The 15231-nt window shown below is 56.0% G+C and carries 13 protein-coding genes; 1 reads left to right on the top strand and 12 read right to left on the bottom strand.

All coding sequences use genetic code 11. From position 1 onward, the window contains the following. Positions 1–121 precede the first annotated feature (121 nt). From argH to BLP91_RS16840, 5 genes are all read right to left on the bottom strand, one after another. On the bottom strand, positions 122–1525 hold the full coding sequence (gene argH / locus BLP91_RS14680; RefSeq protein WP_091572745.1) for an argininosuccinate lyase: 1404 nt from the start codon (positions 1523–1525) through the stop codon (positions 122–124). After that, positions 1476–2738, bottom strand: coding sequence for an argininosuccinate synthase (locus tag BLP91_RS14675; RefSeq protein WP_091572742.1), 1263 nt, complete (start codon positions 2736–2738; stop codon positions 1476–1478). Before BLP91_RS14675 ends, argH begins: the two co-directional genes overlap by 50 nt. Before the next feature lie 146 nt (positions 2739–2884). After that, positions 2885–3706 (bottom strand): SDR family oxidoreductase, encoded by an 822-nt coding sequence (locus BLP91_RS14670; RefSeq protein ID WP_091572739.1) that lies wholly within the window; start codon positions 3704–3706, stop codon positions 2885–2887. A gap of 174 nt (positions 3707–3880) precedes the next feature. Then, the gene (locus tag BLP91_RS14665) at positions 3881–4336 is read right to left on the bottom strand and encodes an SRPBCC family protein (RefSeq protein ID WP_091572737.1); all 456 of its coding nucleotides are present in this window, start codon (positions 4334–4336) and stop codon (positions 3881–3883) included. Between the two features lie 154 nt (positions 4337–4490). Beyond that, positions 4491–4664, bottom strand: coding sequence for a hypothetical protein (locus BLP91_RS16840; protein WP_176758017.1), 174 nt, complete (start codon positions 4662–4664; stop codon positions 4491–4493). A 178-nt stretch (positions 4665–4842) separates the two neighbouring features. Here BLP91_RS16840 and BLP91_RS14660 point away from each other — a divergent pair, with 178 nt between their 5' ends. Continuing rightward, positions 4843–5751 carry a DUF4349 domain-containing protein gene (locus BLP91_RS14660; protein ID WP_176758016.1) on the top strand — a complete coding sequence of 303 codons (909 nt, stop codon included), beginning with the start codon at positions 4843–4845 and terminating at the stop codon, positions 5749–5751. A gap of 110 nt (positions 5752–5861) precedes the next feature. Here the strand turns inward: BLP91_RS14660 and BLP91_RS14655 are convergent, their stop codons facing one another. The 7 genes from BLP91_RS14655 to argJ all read right to left on the bottom strand — a co-directional run bounded on the left by BLP91_RS14655 (position 5862) and on the right by argJ (position 15208). Next, on the bottom strand, positions 5862–6335 hold the full coding sequence (locus BLP91_RS14655) for a hypothetical protein (RefSeq protein WP_218119253.1): 474 nt from the start codon (positions 6333–6335) through the stop codon (positions 5862–5864). 420 nt (positions 6336–6755) lie between these two features. After that, the gene (argF, locus tag BLP91_RS14650) at positions 6756–7712 is read right to left on the bottom strand and encodes an ornithine carbamoyltransferase (RefSeq protein WP_091572728.1); all 957 of its coding nucleotides are present in this window, start codon (positions 7710–7712) and stop codon (positions 6756–6758) included. Continuing rightward, positions 7709–10942 carry a carbamoyl-phosphate synthase (glutamine-hydrolyzing) large subunit gene (gene carB / locus BLP91_RS14645; protein WP_091572725.1) on the bottom strand — a complete coding sequence of 1078 codons (3234 nt, stop codon included), beginning with the start codon at positions 10940–10942 and terminating at the stop codon, positions 7709–7711. The genes argF and carB overlap by 4 nt, the downstream gene beginning before the upstream one ends. Then, positions 10935–12005 (bottom strand): carbamoyl phosphate synthase small subunit, encoded by a 1071-nt coding sequence (locus BLP91_RS14640; RefSeq protein WP_245662289.1) that lies wholly within the window; start codon positions 12003–12005, stop codon positions 10935–10937. The genes carB and BLP91_RS14640 overlap by 8 nt, the downstream gene beginning before the upstream one ends. Next, positions 11983–13176 (bottom strand): acetylornithine transaminase, encoded by a 1194-nt coding sequence (locus BLP91_RS14635; protein ID WP_091572723.1) that lies wholly within the window; start codon positions 13174–13176, stop codon positions 11983–11985. Before BLP91_RS14635 ends, BLP91_RS14640 begins: the two co-directional genes overlap by 23 nt. Continuing rightward, the gene (gene argB / locus BLP91_RS14630; RefSeq protein ID WP_091572720.1) at positions 13145–13945 is read right to left on the bottom strand and encodes an acetylglutamate kinase; all 801 of its coding nucleotides are present in this window, start codon (positions 13943–13945) and stop codon (positions 13145–13147) included. The genes BLP91_RS14635 and argB overlap by 32 nt, the downstream gene beginning before the upstream one ends. 18 nt (positions 13946–13963) lie before the next feature. After that, positions 13964–15208 carry a bifunctional glutamate N-acetyltransferase/amino-acid acetyltransferase ArgJ gene (gene argJ / locus BLP91_RS14625; protein WP_091572717.1) on the bottom strand — a complete coding sequence of 415 codons (1245 nt, stop codon included), beginning with the start codon at positions 15206–15208 and terminating at the stop codon, positions 13964–13966. Positions 15209–15231 lie beyond the last annotated feature (23 nt).

Raw genomic sequence — 15231 nt, 5'->3', positions numbered from 1 at the left:
CATTATATCATTTCTTCGTTTTTTTCCCAGATAGATATACCAGAAATGTTGTCAGATTGACAAGCAAAAACCTGCCAGGCCGTGACTGACAGGTTGAACTGTACGGCACCGGTTTTTCCCGTTAACTATTAACGGTCTTTAACCAGTGCAACGTTTCGTCGATTTCTTTCTTTTTCAGGTCAAGAACCGCCACCACACGCTCCTTAGCCGTTCCACTCCCCGCTTTTCGGGCATCGGCCACATTTTCCACCAGCAGTTTGTCAAAGACATCCGCTTCGAAGGCGGGGCAAGCTTGTTGAAACTGATCAAGAGTGAGATCAGTCAGACTTTTACCCTGCTGCAGGCAGGAGAGAACCAACCGCCCTACGACCTCGTGCGCCTCGCGGAAGGACAGGCCACGAGTTACCAGATAGTCGGCCAGATCCGTCGCGTTGGAAAACCCCGCCTCGGCGTTTTCCCGCATCTTGTCCGCATTCACTTTCATCTCCGCCACCATCGGTGCAGTCAGAGCCAGGGCTCCATCCAGGGTTTCGACCGTATCGAAGATACCTTCCTTATCCTCTTGCATATCTTTGTTGTACGTCAGCGGCAGAGCTTTCAGGGTGGTGACCAGGGAAACCCAGTGGCCGACGACCCGACCGGTTTTCCCCCGGATCAATTCCGGTACATCCGGATTTTTCTTTTGGGGCATCATGCTGCTTCCCGTGCAAAAGGCGTCGTCCAGCTCCACGTAACCGAACTCTTCACTGGACCACAGGATCAATTCCTCCGACAGCCGGGACAGATGGACCATGATCAGAGAGGCTGCTGACAGGAACTCCACCAGGTAATCCCGATCGCTGACAGCATCCATACTGTTGTCGTACAAGCGCTCGAAGCCCAGCTCCTCCGCCACCAGCTCCCGCTGGATGGGAAAGGTGGTACCGGCGATGGCCCCAGCACCGAGGGGCATGGTGTTCACCCGTTTGTAGCTGTCCATCAGCCGCTCCGCATCTCGGCCAAACATATCCACGTAAGCCAACAAATGATGAGCGAGGCGGACCGGTTGTGCCCGCTGCAGATGGGTGTAACCGGGCAGGATCGTATCCACATGGGCTTCCGCCTTGGCGATCAAGGCTTCCCGGAGGGCGGTTAACCGCTTTACCAGATCTAGGGTGCGAGCCCGGACATAAAGGTGCATATCCAATGCGACTTGATCGTTCCGGCTGCGTCCGGTATGCAATTTGCCGCCGACCGGCCCCACTTCCTCGATCAGCATCTTTTCGATGTTCATATGGATATCTTCATGGGCGATGTCAAAAGTTACTTCGCCGGCCCGGATCTTCTCCCGGATCGTTTTCAGGCCCGCGGTGATCGCATCCACCTCATCGGGCTGGAGAATCCCGCATGCTCCCAACATCCGCACATGGGCGAGACTGCCTCGGATATCTTCTTCATACAGCTTTTGATCAAAATCGATGGATGCGGTGTATTCTTCAACGAGTCGGTTGGTTGGCTTGGTGAAGCGCCCGCCCCAGAGTTTCATCGAAGGTCGGATCCTCCTTTTTCGGGTTCACCTTGGCATTCACTTCCGTCGGCAGTCCCCACAGTTGAATAAAACCGACAGCGGCCTGGTGGTCAAAGGTGTCATCGGGTGTATATGTGGCCAATTCTTCATTGTACAGGGAGTAATCTGATTTCCGTCCGGTGACGACGGCCTGCCCTTTAAACAGTTGCACCCGAACGGTTCCGGTTACACTCTCTTGGGTTTGGTCCATAAAAGCATCCAGCGCCTGTTTCAGGGGGGAGAACCAGAGGCCTTCGTATACCGTCTCCGACCACTTGGCCTCCACCGTCTGTTTAAACCGGGTCACTTCCCGGGTGTGGGTGAGAAATTCCAGTTCCCGGTGCGCTGTCAACAAGGTGACCGCTGCAGGGCATTCGTAAACTTCCCGGGATTTGATTCCCACCAGCCGGTTTTCCACGTGGTCGATCCGCCCCACACCATGCTTGCCGGCCAGCGTGTTCAGCTCGCTCAACAGTTCGTAAAAAGGCAACTCTTTCCCGTTCAGAGCAACAGGCTTCCCTTTCACGAAGGAGATCTCCAGCTCTTCTGGCTGATCCGGGGTCTCCTTCACCGGCTGTGTCCACTCATAGGCGCCTGCCGGAGGAGCGGCCCAGGGGTTTTCCAATACGCCGCATTCACAACTTCTTCCCCACAAGTTCTGATCGATGCTGTAGGGATTATCAAGGTCGACGGGTACCGGGATCCCATGATTTTGGGCGTAAGCGATCTCCTCATCCCGGGACATGGCCCACTCGCGAACGGGGGCGATCACTTCCAGATCGGGGTTTAACGCTTTGACCGCCACTTCGAATCGCACTTGATCGTTCCCTTTCCCGGTGCAGCCGTGGGCCACCGCTACGGCTCCTTCCGCTTCGGCCACTTTGACCAGCACTTCAGAAATCAACGGCCGGGACAGAGCGGAGACCAAGGGATACTTCCCTTCATACATGGCATTAGCCTTCAAGGCCGGTAACAGATAATGTTCCGCAAACCATTCCCGGGTATCTACCACCAAGGATTTGACGGCCCCCACCTGGATCGCTTTCTCCTTTACGAAGTCCAGATCTTTCCCTTCCCCTACGTCGAGGGCGACAGCCACCACATCATAGCCATAGTTTTCCTTCAGCCACTGGATGGCAACCGATGTATCCAAACCGCCGGAATAAGCGAGAACCACTTTCCCTTTACCCATCTCCGAACACCTCTTAATAAAAATTCATTGTTTTGTATTATTATACACGCCGTTGCATGAGAAGTCTACCCCCTGATTCAAAAATTGGCTCTCTGGTGACACACGGGCGCCCACCCGTAACCACAACGACCCACCATCCGCTCTCATCACCGGGAACGAGGACGCCATCGTCCAAATCCTCCCTCTGTATTTATGATTTGTCCCGTGATCCAGGAAGCCTCTGGTGTCAATAACCAAACGATAAGACGTGCTGGATCTTCCGGTCGACCATAGCGTCCAAAAGGAAACATCGGTTGAATCATTTCCCACATATCTTTCGTCAGATAACCTGTATCGACCGGACCGGGATTCACTGTATTCACCGTGATATTCTGATCAGCCAGTTGATCCGATATCGTCATTGTAATGTCCGCTAGTGCTCCTTTTGATGCGGCATATGCCACTTCCCCTGGCATCGGTCCCAATCTTTGTCCTGAAGTCATAAATATGATCCTTCCTCTACTCGCTTCGGGATCATGCTGGGATGCGAAATATTGCGACAGGAGCAAAGATGATCGTGTGTTCACCGCCCAATGTTTATCCAACATATCGGGGGTTAGCTCGCCGATCGCGCCATCGCTTCCGCTCAGCGCATGATTGCATACGAGAGCGTCGATATGACCGCAATTTCTCGTGATTTCATCCATCACTCGTTTCGGTTCTCCCGGATCTGAAAAATCTCCACTTATATCATATAGAAATGCATCCTTTATCAGCTTGGCTTCAATCCCCTCTAACACTTGATTCAGATCATCCGCACCCCATGGTTGCTCTTTATCATGCGGCTGGTAGTGATGGATGATCACAGATGCCCCCCATGCAGCTGCTTGACAGGCAATCGCATATCCAATGCCTCGCCGCCGACTCACCCCTGTAATAAATACTTTGTTTCCTTTAAGCGGGTATTGCTCCCGAATGAAATGGGTCATTATGCTGAACCTCCATTTCTCTTGAATGGACGAAACAGGGATCGACTTACAATTAGCAACCATCGATTCATGAAAAGAAAGCCGGACCTAAGAAGATCCTGCTGATCTCCTCGCCCGGCATCCGCTATATCATCGAAAACCCTGTTCCGATCAAAACAGGGGATTATTATCCATTTAGGCCGAGATGGAACGCTCCTCGGTGATGCTTTTCAAATCTTTCAAGCGAGAGGCCAGCACACGCCGTACTTGCCAGGCAGACCAGCGCCCCATCACGCCCCCGACTCCCTCGGCGTTGCTCACCTCGCAGTCACATTGGAGATAAACCTTCCCCTGTTCCTCTTTCAGATCACAAAACAGATCGACAATATTATTGGAACGCAGATACAACCGAACACCGAACAATTCGGGGCGGCGATAGGCGACAATCTCCCCCCGGACCATCCGTACCTTTCTTCCGGGACGAAGATGAAGGGTAAACTGAGTCCCGTTCCAGCTATTCTCCTCCGCCATGTTCTCATAGTCCATCCGGACCAAAGGAGGGATCCACCGTTTGAGCGACCCTTCTGTCGTCAAACAATCAAAGAGTTGCTCCTTTGAAGTTTGCACCTCAGTTTCCAAAGTAAAATGCATGATGCTTCAACTCCTCCCTGATGCAAAGTCCCCTTCTATCTCCATATCAAGGATGGGAGATTCTCTGCACCTAAGCATTCATCTTAACCCAGATCGATACCATGATAAACCGTTCTTTCAAAATCTGTCTATCATAAAGGCACCGACTTACCATCTATACCCCCTTTCGCCATTTCCAAACCTCTTTAAACAAAAGGAACCTAGGAAGGCTGACGGGCCAGGAGGTTTCAGCGGCATCCGGCAGACGGATCACCAGCTTGACGGTGGCGCCGCTTTCCGAATCATGAATCGCATCGTTGATCTGATCCAATTCATAGAAACCAATCAACCAATCAAGGGAAAATTCCCCCGACGGCGCCGCAGCCGAAGATGGCCATACCCTATCCTCCCCTGAAAAAAAGGATTATCAACCTCCCCGTGCAACTTTTTCCTTCTGGTTCCCGTCGATAACCATAGATCTCGGAAAAAAAGGAGGATTTTCGATCAACAAGAAATGGAACATCGGGTTGGCGGGTCTCGTTGTTGTCGTGGGATTGACCGGATGCGCGTCGGAACAAAAGCTGCAGTCGACACAAAAGGGGCAGACACAGCAGACCCAAGTGGCGGAAACCGCGCAAGAGAAATCGGCACGTACGGATAAAGGGTCAACCACCACAGCAAAAGATTCGCTCCGCAAGGATGAAGCAGCCTCGTCGGCGGAAAAGCGAAAGGTAATGTATGAGGCAAACGTAAAGATGCGGGTGAAAAACCTGAAACAGGCGAGGAAACAGATCGATGAATATATCCGGAAAAAAGAAGGCTATCTGGTGGATGCCTCCCGCAACCGGGACGGAAAATCGGTGAACGGACAGATGGTGTACCGCATCCCGCGCCCCTCCTTTTATCCCTTTCTCGGATACCTGGAGAAGGTAGCCAAAGAAATCCCCTCGCAAAACATCTCCGGCCAAGATGTGACGGAAGAGTATGTCGACCTGGAATCGAGACTGAAGGCGAAAAAAGCGGTGGAAAAACGGCTACTTCACTTGATGGAAGAGGCCAAATCCACCAAAGATCTGCTCCAGGTATCAGAACGACTGGCTCAGGTCCAGGAAGAGATCGAACAATTAAAAGGAAGGATGAACTACTTGGATCACCGCACCGTCTACGCGACGGTAACCATTCATGCCACACAGGAAGCGCCCCTGGGCTCCCCGGAGGAAACCCCCGACACAGGGGAACGGATGAAGTCATCCTTCCTCCAATCCATCGGTCTGCTCAAGGATTTGTTTCAGGGATCGTTGGTAACAGGTGCCGCTCTCCTGCCGCCGCTTCTGGTTCTCGCTCTCTTCTTCCTTCCCATCTTGTGGTTGTACCGCCGCCGCAAACGTCCATCTGGGGGAAACGGAGGGGAAGAGGAAAATCATTCCTCTTTGTAACAGAAGAAAGCGGCAATCGACAGACTTCATTGGCTGACTGCAGACACAAAAGGTAAAACATCATCCCCTTCGCGTGGTATCAGCCTCGTTTGAAGGGGATGTTTCGTTAATTAACCGTTTGATTCTGTTTTTTGATGAACTAAACGGCGCTGAAAGTAGAGAAAAACCGGCAGGGGAATGATGATCCAACCAAAACTTTTTACCAGGCTGTTTTTCGCTCTCGCAATTTGATCTTCCTTATGGCTGTCAACCATCGCTTCATATTGCGCCTTTAACTCTTCCTGCGACAGGTCTGCTTTTTGCTCTTTATCCTCTGCATCGGTCCGGGGTGGAAGAGCCTGTCCCTGTTTACTGATCCGTTTAAACTCCTCGAAGGTTTGCTCGTATGGAGCAGGGCTGACGATATCGGCAACAGCCATAAAAGCGCCGACACTTCCGCCGATTGACATCATTAACGTTGCAAATAAGACTAAATAAATATAAACATGTTTAATCATATCCTTCTCCCCTTTGCCCTTTTCAACTATCGCTCCTGCCACAATCACAATAATCACTACAATAATGCCCAGAATCACAGTTAACACATCCAACCACCTCATTATTTATCAACGCAGCACAACTGGGAATGTTTCCAAAAAGACTGCCCCAACAGAAACGAATGACGCCCCTCTCTCTACGGCCCCGATTCGACGCTGTCAGACCCCTCGCAAAGTCTGTTCTATTAAAGAGTGGACAGTTACAATAATCACGACATTACCCCTCCGTATTATCGCCAGCAGAGGTAGGGATAAAGATTAGGAGGAAAAGAACGGGTCTGATTGAAATGGACAGGATTAACTGTAACCCGGCCGTCCCCCCTCCAAACAACCATCCCTGAAACGAGTTTCGGGGATGATAAGAGGATCGATCCAAGACGAAACCCGATCATGAGGATTCCCATAAAAAAACGCCGAGAACCTCTCAGGGTAGAGGGGTCTCGACGTTTATAAATTTGGATCAGGGGTTTATCCCAAAAGTTCCACCAGCAGGGCCTTCTGGGCGTGAAGGCGATTTTCTGCCTGTTGGAAGACGACGGACTGAGGACCGTCGATCACCTCTGCCGCCACTTCCAAGCCGCGATAGGCCGGCAAACAGTGGAAGAAGGAGGCGTCGGCCTTTGTCAGGGACATCAGCTGGGCATCCACCTGGAAACCGGCAAAATCCCGAATTCGTCTCTCCTTCTCCTCTTCTTGCCCCATGCTGGCCCAAACATCGGTATAAACCGCATCCGCCCCCACCACAGCTTCTCGGGGATCCCGGGTCAAGGTGATCTGAGCGCCGGTTTGCGCGGCTGTCTCCTGCGCCTGGCTGACGATCACCGGATCGGGGTCATAGCCTTCAGGAAAGGCGGCAGCCAAATGGATGCCGGTGGCGGCCGCCGCCTCCAGCAGGGAGTGAAGCATGTTGTTGCCGTCCCCGATGTAAGCCAGCTTCAGCCCGGCCAGCTTCCCTTTCTCCTCTTTGAGTGTGGTCAGATCCGCCAAGGCCTGACACGGGTGGTGGGTGTCGGTTAAGCCGTTGATAACAGGGATGGACGCATGTTCTGCCAGCTCCGTTACGAGTTCATGGCTGAAGGTGCGGATCAGAATCGCATCGACGTATCCGGACAAGACCCGGGCCGTATCGGGGACGCTCTCCCCCCGGCCCAGTTGCAGTTCGTTGCGGTTCAGATTGAGGGGGTGACCTCCCAGCTGGGCCATGCCTGCTTCAAAGGAGACCCGAGTCCGGGTCGACGGCTTGTCAAAAATCATGGCCAGGGTTTTCCCGGTTAACGGACGGAAGGCTTCTCCGTCTCGGTGTTTCTTTTTGATCTCCAGGGCTTTATCCACCAGCCGCTGGATTTCGCCGGGGGTGAACCGGGAGATGGCCAAGCAATCTTTCCTCGCCAAGGGGGTGTCAGAAACCTGTTGTTGGACGCTCATCTTAACACCTCCTCCGTCGCTGATGTATACAGGGGAAGGACAGATGGATCCTTCGCTTCCCGGACACCGGCAATCCGGATCCACCACCGGAAAGTATCCAGGGAAGTGAAACAAGGGACCTGCCATTCCAGGGCTAACTGGCGCAATCGGAAACCGTTCCGCTCTGCCACACCGCCCCGGGTGGGTAGGTTGAGGATGAGGGAGGGACCTCCTCTGCGGAACCAGTCGGCCCAATTCTCGGGGGAGACGGTCTCCACCGTCACGTCCCACTGCTCGCAGAGAGTCGTCGCCGTTCCCGCCGTCGCCGCCAAGGAAACCCCTCGGCGGACTAGCTCGGGCACCCACGCCCCCAATTCCTTCTTGGCGGCATCGTTGACCGACAACAAAAGGCGAGTACCGGGGACGGGCTCAGGCAGCGTCCCGTTGACAGCTGTGGGCAGCACTTTAGCCATCGCTTCTTCCAGGGTGTCCCCGATTCCCAGAATTTCGCCAGTAGAACGCATTTCCGGACCCAGCGCCGGCTCCGCGCCAGGTAGTTTTGTGGAGGAGAAGACCGGCCCTTTCACTGCCCACCGGGAAGGGGGCTCCCACCCGTCCACGGGAGCGAAGGAGGCCAGCTGCTCTCCCAGTTGGACACGGGTGGCCCAATCCACCATGGGGATCCCCGTCACCTTACTGATTACGGGAACGGTCCGGGAAGCGCGGGGATTCACCTCCAACACATACACCCGGTCCCCGTCAAGAACAAACTGGATATTTAACAAGCCACGGTGTTGTAACGCCCGGGTGATACGGCGAGTGTAATCCGTCACCGTCCGTTTCTGATCCTCGGTCAGGTCCGGCGCCGACAGGATGGACAGACTGTCGCCGGAGTGAACCCCGGCCCGTTCCACATGTTGGACCAGGGTGGGGATCACCAAATCCTCCCCATCAGTGACAGCGTCCACTTCCACCTCGATCCCTTCCACAAAGCGATCGAGCAAAATCGGGTACGCCTTTTTTGGCAACGTGGCGGCAAAGCGATAGATGGTTTGCTCCAGTTGCTTTCGATTGCGGACCACCTGCATCCCCTGACCCCCGATGACGTAGGAGGGACGGAGCAGCAAGGGGTAGCCCAGACTTTCCGCCACCTGGAGCGCCTCTTCCAAGGAACGAGCAGTCTCCCCGGGGATGTGGGGGATCCCCGTTTTTTGCAACAGGGTGTAAAACCGCTGCCGGTCCTCCACCTGATCGGTGATGTCGGCGGAGGTACCCAGCACATTCACCCGAGCCTCTTCCAGCCCCTGAATCAAGCGAACAGCCGTCTGGCCGCCATACTGAACCAGTACACCCTCTACCTGCTCCTTTTCCGCTACCTGGACCACATCTTCTACCGTGAGGGGTTCAAAGTACAAGCGATCGGCCGTAGCATAGTCGGTGCTGACTGTTTCCGGGTTGTTGTTGATCACTACCGATTCGATGCCTTGCTTTTTTAATGCCTTGGCGGCGTGAACGGAGCAATAGTCAAACTCGATCCCCTGCCCGATCCGGATCGGGCCGGCACCCAGCACCAGCACACGCCGCTTTCCTTCAGGAGAAGCCACCTCGTCCCTTCCCTGCCAAGAGGAATAGAAGTAGGGAGTCTCCGCCACAAACTCGCCGGCACAGGTATCGACCCATTTATAGGCGGGAGCCCACCCGTTACGTTTCCAGCGAGCGCGAAGATCGGCCTCGGACACATGGAGCCATTGCGCCAGAGCAGCGTCGGCGATCCCTTTCTCTTTGGCTTCCCGCAGCTTTTCATCGGTGATGCCATCCCAATCGGAGGCGGCCAGTTCCAGCTCCAGAAACACCATGCCCTGGATCCGCTTTAAAAACCAGGGGCGAATCGCGGTCAGCTGGTGGAGTTCTTTTACCGACCACCCTCGCCGAAAGGCTTCTGCAAGTGCAAACAGGCGCCGATCGTCAGGGTGGGTAAGCCGTTGTTGCAACTCTTCCTTCGTCAACTTGCGGTCCGGGTCGAGAAGCAGCGTAAACCGGTCCTGGTCCAGAGAACGGATCGCTTTGTACAGAGCCGTCTCCAGATTGCGCCCCAAAGCCATCACTTCGCCAGTCGCTTTCATCTGCGTACCCAAGGCCCGATTCGCTGCGGGAAACTTGTCGAAGGGCCAACGGGGCAGTTTAACCACCACATAATCCAACGCCGGTTCGAAGCTGGCAAAAGTGTGGCCAGTAACCGGATTAAGACATTCATCCAGCCGGTGGCCGATGGAAAGTTTAGCAGCCAACCGGGCGATCGGATAGCCGGTCGCCTTGGAGGCTAAAGCACTGGACCGGCTCACCCGGGGATTCACCTCGATGATGCGGTAATCCCCGGTCTCCGGGTGAAAAGCGAATTGGATATTACAGCCGCCGATCACGTTTAGATAGCGGGTCACTTTACAGGCGACGCTGCGCAGCAGTTGGTGTTGGCGGTCTGTCAAGGTTTGGGAGGGGGCGGTCACGATGCTGTCTCCGGTGTGGGTACCCACCGGATCGAGATTTTCCATGTTGCAGACGGCGATACAAGTATCATTGGCATCCCGCATCATCTCGTACTCTAACTCCACCCAGCCGAGGATGCTCTCCTCGATCAGCACCTGTCCGATGGGGCTGGCGGCCAATCCCTGCCGGGCCGTCCGCTCCAACTGCTCTGGATTTTCGGCGGCCCCGCCGCCGTATCCGCCTAGCGTGTAGGCCGGGCGAACGATCACCGGGTAGCCGATCGCTTCGGCGAAGCGGAGCGCTTCCTCCACGGTGGAGACGGTTTTCCCTTTGGGTACCGGCTCCCCGATCGATTCCATCGCTTCTTTAAACGCATTCCGGTCCTCTCCGCGGCGGATGGAGTCGATCGGTGTGCCTAAGAGCCGGACTCCGTACTGTTCCAAGACGCCTTGTTCCTGCAGCTCCACGGCCAGGTTGAGTCCCGTCTGCCCCCCGACGGTGGCGAGCAAGCCATCTGGCCGCTCCCGCTCGATGATCCGGATGAGTGATGCGGCTGTCAACGGCTCCGTATACACCGTATCCGCCGCTTCCGGATCGGTCATGATCGTCGCCGGGTTATTGTTGGCCAGAATCACTCGGATCCCTTCCTCTTTGAGGGCGAGGCAGGCCTGGGCACCGGAGTAGTCAAATTCCGCCGCTTGACCGATGACGATCGGGCCGGACCCAATGACCAACACGCTGTTTACCGGTAGCTGTGGTTCAGCCATGGGTCGCCACCACCTTCTCCTTACGAACGTGGTTCAGGAAGCGGTCAAAAAGTCCCTTCGCATCAGACGGTCCGGGATGAGCTTCCGGATGAAATTGAACGGAAAAGACCGGATAATGCCGGTGAGCCAACCCCTCCACAGACCCATCGTTTACATGGAGATGGGTCACTTGCCAATCCTTTTCATCCACAGAGGCGGGGCGCACGGTGTAGCCGTGGTTTTGCGAAGTGATCCACACCTTGCCCGTCTCCACTTCCTTCACCGGATGGTTGCTGCCCCGGTGACCGAAGGACAACCGCTCTGTATCCGCCCCGAAAGCAAGCGCCAACAGCTGGTGACCGAGGCAGATGCCCATGGTGGGGATCCGGCTCACCAACGGTACCCAATCCTGTAAAAAGGGAAGGAGCGCCTTCGGGTCTCCAGGCCCGTTGGAGAAAAGCAGCCCATCGGGAGACCGTCTCAACACCTCCTCAGGATCACAGGACCAGGGGACCACCGTCACTTGGCAACCCCGCTTGCGAAGACTGTTCACGATGGACGCCTTCGCCCCGAAGTCGACCAGTACAATATGGGGAGCATCCGGTTCGGCGGCTGGATATTCCACCGGCTTTTTCACCGAAACCCCGTCCACCCATTGCAGAGAGCGGGGATCTGGCCAGCTTTCCACTTCCGGTTCCGGGGTGGAGGCGATCACTCCCCGGAGAACCCCCGCTTTGCGTATCTTGTGAACCACGGCCCGGGTATCGATGCCGGCGATACCCGGGACCTCGTGGGTATCCAACCAGGCGCCGAGGTTCTGTTCCCCGTCTTGACACAGTTCACTCAAAACCACACCGGCACAGCAGGGGTGGTCACTTTCACCCTCCCCCGGAACCATGCCGTAATTTCCGATCAGGGGATAGGTGAAAGTGACCAGCTGGCCCGCGTAGGATGGGTCGGTGATCACCTCCTGATAGCCGGTCATGCCCGTGGTAAACACCACCTCCCCAGCAACCTTTTTCGGCGTGCCGATCCACGTCCCGGGAAATATGTCTCCGTCTTCAAATACGAGATACGCTTCCACCGTCAACAACCTCCTCCAACTGCTGCAAACCTTCCTCGATGATGCGAACCCCATGGACGGCCTCTTCTTCCTTCGTCACCAAGGGCGGCAAAAGCCGCAAGACTTGTGGACCGGCGATCACCGCCAACAATCCTTTTCGTTGTAAAATCGGCAACAGGGGCGCGGCCGGGCGATTCAGTTCCACTCCCCACATCAGTCCCTGCCCGCGAATCTCCACCACCGTCGGATGGGACGCCAACTTGTCGTGAAGCAAGGTCTGAAGCCGGTGAGAAGTATGCCGCACGCGGCTCAGGAGATCCGTGGTGGAAAGCTCCTCAAGGACGGCTTTAGCGGCAGCCATCACCACGGGATTGCCGCCGAAGGTACTGGCGTGACTACCTGGACCGAAATGCACCTCCAGCCCTTTGCGACCCAACATCGCTCCCACGGGGAGACCGTTGCCCAAGCCTTTGGCCAGGGTGATCACATCGGGACTAATGCCTGCCTGTCGGAAAGCGAACAGGTCCCCTGTCCGCCCCATCCCGGTCTGCACCTCATCCACCATCAACAGGATCTCCCGATCCCGGCACAACCGCTCCAACTCCTGCAAAAAATCGGGATCGGCGGGACGGACGCCTCCTTCGCCCTGGATCAGTTCCAGCATTACAGCCGCGGTTTGTTCCGTCAGTCCCTCTTTCAGTGCATCCCGATCGTTATAGGGAAGAGAGCGAAATCCTTCTGGCAGAGGGGCAAACCCTTCTTTTACCTTCGCCTGACCGGTGGCGGTCAGGGTAGCCAGGGACCTGCCGTGGAAGGAGGAATAGAAGGTGACCACCTCCGGCCGGTGCAGTCCTTTTTGTTCCCGCCCATACCGGCGGGCCAGCTTGATCGCCGCTTCGTTGGCTTCCGCCCCGCTGTTGCAGAAAAAGGAAAAATCGAGGCCGCTCACTTCCGCCAGCTTCCCCGCCACCTGCTCTTGGAGGGGGATACGGTACAGGTTGGATACATGCCACAACTGATCCAGTTGCTCATGAACCGCCGCTTTCACCCCGGGGTGGGTATGACCCAAGTTGCAGACACCGAGGCCCGAGGTGAAATCCAGATATCGGTTTCCCTGATCATCCCACAGCCACGCGCCTTCTCCCCGGATCAGTTTTATGTCATTTCGCGCATATGTCGGAAACAGGGCCACTGGTGGCCACCTCCTTTACAATTCGAGTTCCCTTTTGTGTCAAACAGTCCGATTGGCTTCCGTCGGTGACGATCACCTCATCCACCGAACCGGTCAACCCTTCCAGCGCCGCCTCCACCTTGGGGATCATCCCGCCGGTGATCGTCTCCTCCTGGATCATCTGCTGTATTTCAGCGGGAGTGACCCGGGGCAAAACCTTTTTCCCATCACCTTTGTGGATACCGGGCACATCGGTCACCATGATCAGCCGCTCCGCTTTCAGCGCCCGGGTGATCGCACCTGCGGCGGTGTCGGCGTTCACGTTGTACCGCTGTCCGGCGGGATCTGCTCCCAGAGAGGCCACTACCGGAATCCAACCGGCATTCATCAGGTCCACCAGGAGTCGGGGGCGAACGGCGGTGATGTCCCCCACCCAGCCCAAGGCCGGCGTTCTTTGCTTCACTTCCAACAGCCCTCCGTCGACGCCGGACAATCCGACAGCGGCATGGCCAGCGGCCTGGAGATCGGCGACCAGCCGCTTATTGACCCTTCCGGCCAACACCATCTCCACTGTTTTCATCCCCGAGTCATCGGTGACGCGCAAACCATCCACAAAACGGGCGGTAAATCCCAGCCGCTGTTGAACCCGGCTAATTTCCGGTCCACCCCCGTGCACGATCACCGGATGAATCCCTTCTTCCATCAGTTGTCCACACCCCTGGAAGAAGGAAGGGTGCAGCCGCTCCAGCACGCTGCCGCCCAGTTTGATTACTGCCGGTTGAAATCCCATCCTCCGTTCCTCCTCTGTCTATGTCCGATAACTGGCGTTGATCCGCACATAATCGTAGGTCAAATCGCATCCCCAGGCTGCTGCTTCTTCCCGTCCCCGGTGCAGATCGACACGGAGTTGGACCGAGTCCTTCTCCAGCTCCCGGCGGGCCGCATCCTCATCGATTGCCACCGGGCGCCCCTGCCGAAGGACGCAGACCGAGCCGATATGAACTTCGATTCTCTCCGGATCGAATAAAGCCCCGCTATAACCCAGGGCGCCGACTATTCGTCCCCAATTGGGGTCTGCTCCGTAAACAGCGGTTTTGACCAGACTGGAGCCGACGATCGATTTGGCCGCCTGGCGCGCCCCTTCCTTGGTCTCCGCCCCGGTAACGATCACTTCTACCAATCGCGTCGCCCCTTCCCCATCCCGGGCGATCTGTTGGGCCAAGACCCGTGCCACATGGGTAAAGGCATCATAAAAGGTTTGCCAATCGGGATGATCTTCCGTGAGCGCGGTGTTTCCCGCTTGACCGCTAGCCATCACGGAAACCATATCGTTGGTGCTGCAATCCCCGTCAACGGTGATCATGTTGAAGGTCTCATCCGTCACCTTTCTGAGCAGCCCCTGTAACACACCGGGCTGAATCGTCGCATCGGTGTTGATAAAGGCCAGCATGGTCGCCATATTGGGGTGGATCATTCCAGAACCTTTGGCCGCCCCAGCGATCCGTACTTCCCGACCGTCCACCGTCAGACGAACCTCCGCTGCTTTTGTACAGGTGTCCGTGGTCAGGATCGACTGACAAAAAGGCGCATGACTTTCGGCATCTACCTTGTGCACCAGTTGGGGAATCGCTTGTTTCACTCGGTCCATCGGAAGCCGATTCCCGATCAAGCCGGTGGAAACGACGCCGACCAGGTGTTCCGGTATCCCGAGCCGTCTGGCCGTCTCCCGGCGCATTTCCCGGGCATCCTCCAAACCCTGTTCACCGGTGCAGGCGTTGGCAATACCACTGTTCACCACCATCGCCTGCATCTTCCCTTCCACCGCCAGCCCTTCCTTTGTCACTTGCAGAGGCGCCGCCTGGAAGGCATTCAGTGTGTATACGGCGGCGGCGGAAGCAGGCACATCGCAAAGAATCAACCCCAGATCTTTCCGCTTCCGCTTGATACCTGCGTGGAGTCCGGCCGCTTGAAACCCGCGTGGTGAGGTGATCCTCGGCTCCACCATCACCCGGTATCCCTTTTCTTCCCCTGTCTTCACCTGAAGTGGTTTCATCTTTCCCCTCCCCTTTCATCTCT

Source organism: Melghirimyces thermohalophilus, from assembly GCF_900102685.1.
Taxonomy (GTDB): Bacteria; Bacillota; Bacilli; order Thermoactinomycetales; family DSM-45169; genus Melghirimyces; species Melghirimyces thermohalophilus.
Note: the sequence above shows the minus strand (reverse complement) of the source record. Positions and strands in the feature narration are given on the sequence as shown.

Excerpts from the sequence above, each read along its gene's own strand:
- argB (WP_091572720.1), bottom strand. The coding sequence starts at position 13,945 with ATGGGATTTCAACCGGCAGTAATCAAACTGGGCGGCAGCGTGCTGGAG.
- BLP91_RS14665 (WP_091572737.1), bottom strand. The coding sequence starts at position 4,336 with ATGCATTTTACTTTGGAAACTGAGGTGCAAACTTCAAAGGAGCAACTC.
- BLP91_RS14670 (WP_091572739.1), bottom strand. The coding sequence starts at position 3,706 with ATGACCCATTTCATTCGGGAGCAATACCCGCTTAAAGGAAACAAAGTA.
- carB (WP_091572725.1), bottom strand. The coding sequence starts at position 10,942 with ATGGCTGAACCACAGCTACCGGTAAACAGCGTGTTGGTCATTGGGTCC.
- BLP91_RS14675 (WP_091572742.1), bottom strand. The coding sequence starts at position 2,738 with ATGGGTAAAGGGAAAGTGGTTCTCGCTTATTCCGGCGGTTTGGATACA.
- argF (WP_091572728.1), bottom strand. The coding sequence starts at position 7,712 with ATGAGCGTCCAACAACAGGTTTCTGACACCCCCTTGGCGAGGAAAGAT.
- argJ (WP_091572717.1), bottom strand. The coding sequence starts at position 15,208 with ATGAAACCACTTCAGGTGAAGACAGGGGAAGAAAAGGGATACCGGGTG.
- argH (WP_091572745.1), bottom strand. The coding sequence starts at position 1,525 with ATGAAACTCTGGGGCGGGCGCTTCACCAAGCCAACCAACCGACTCGTT.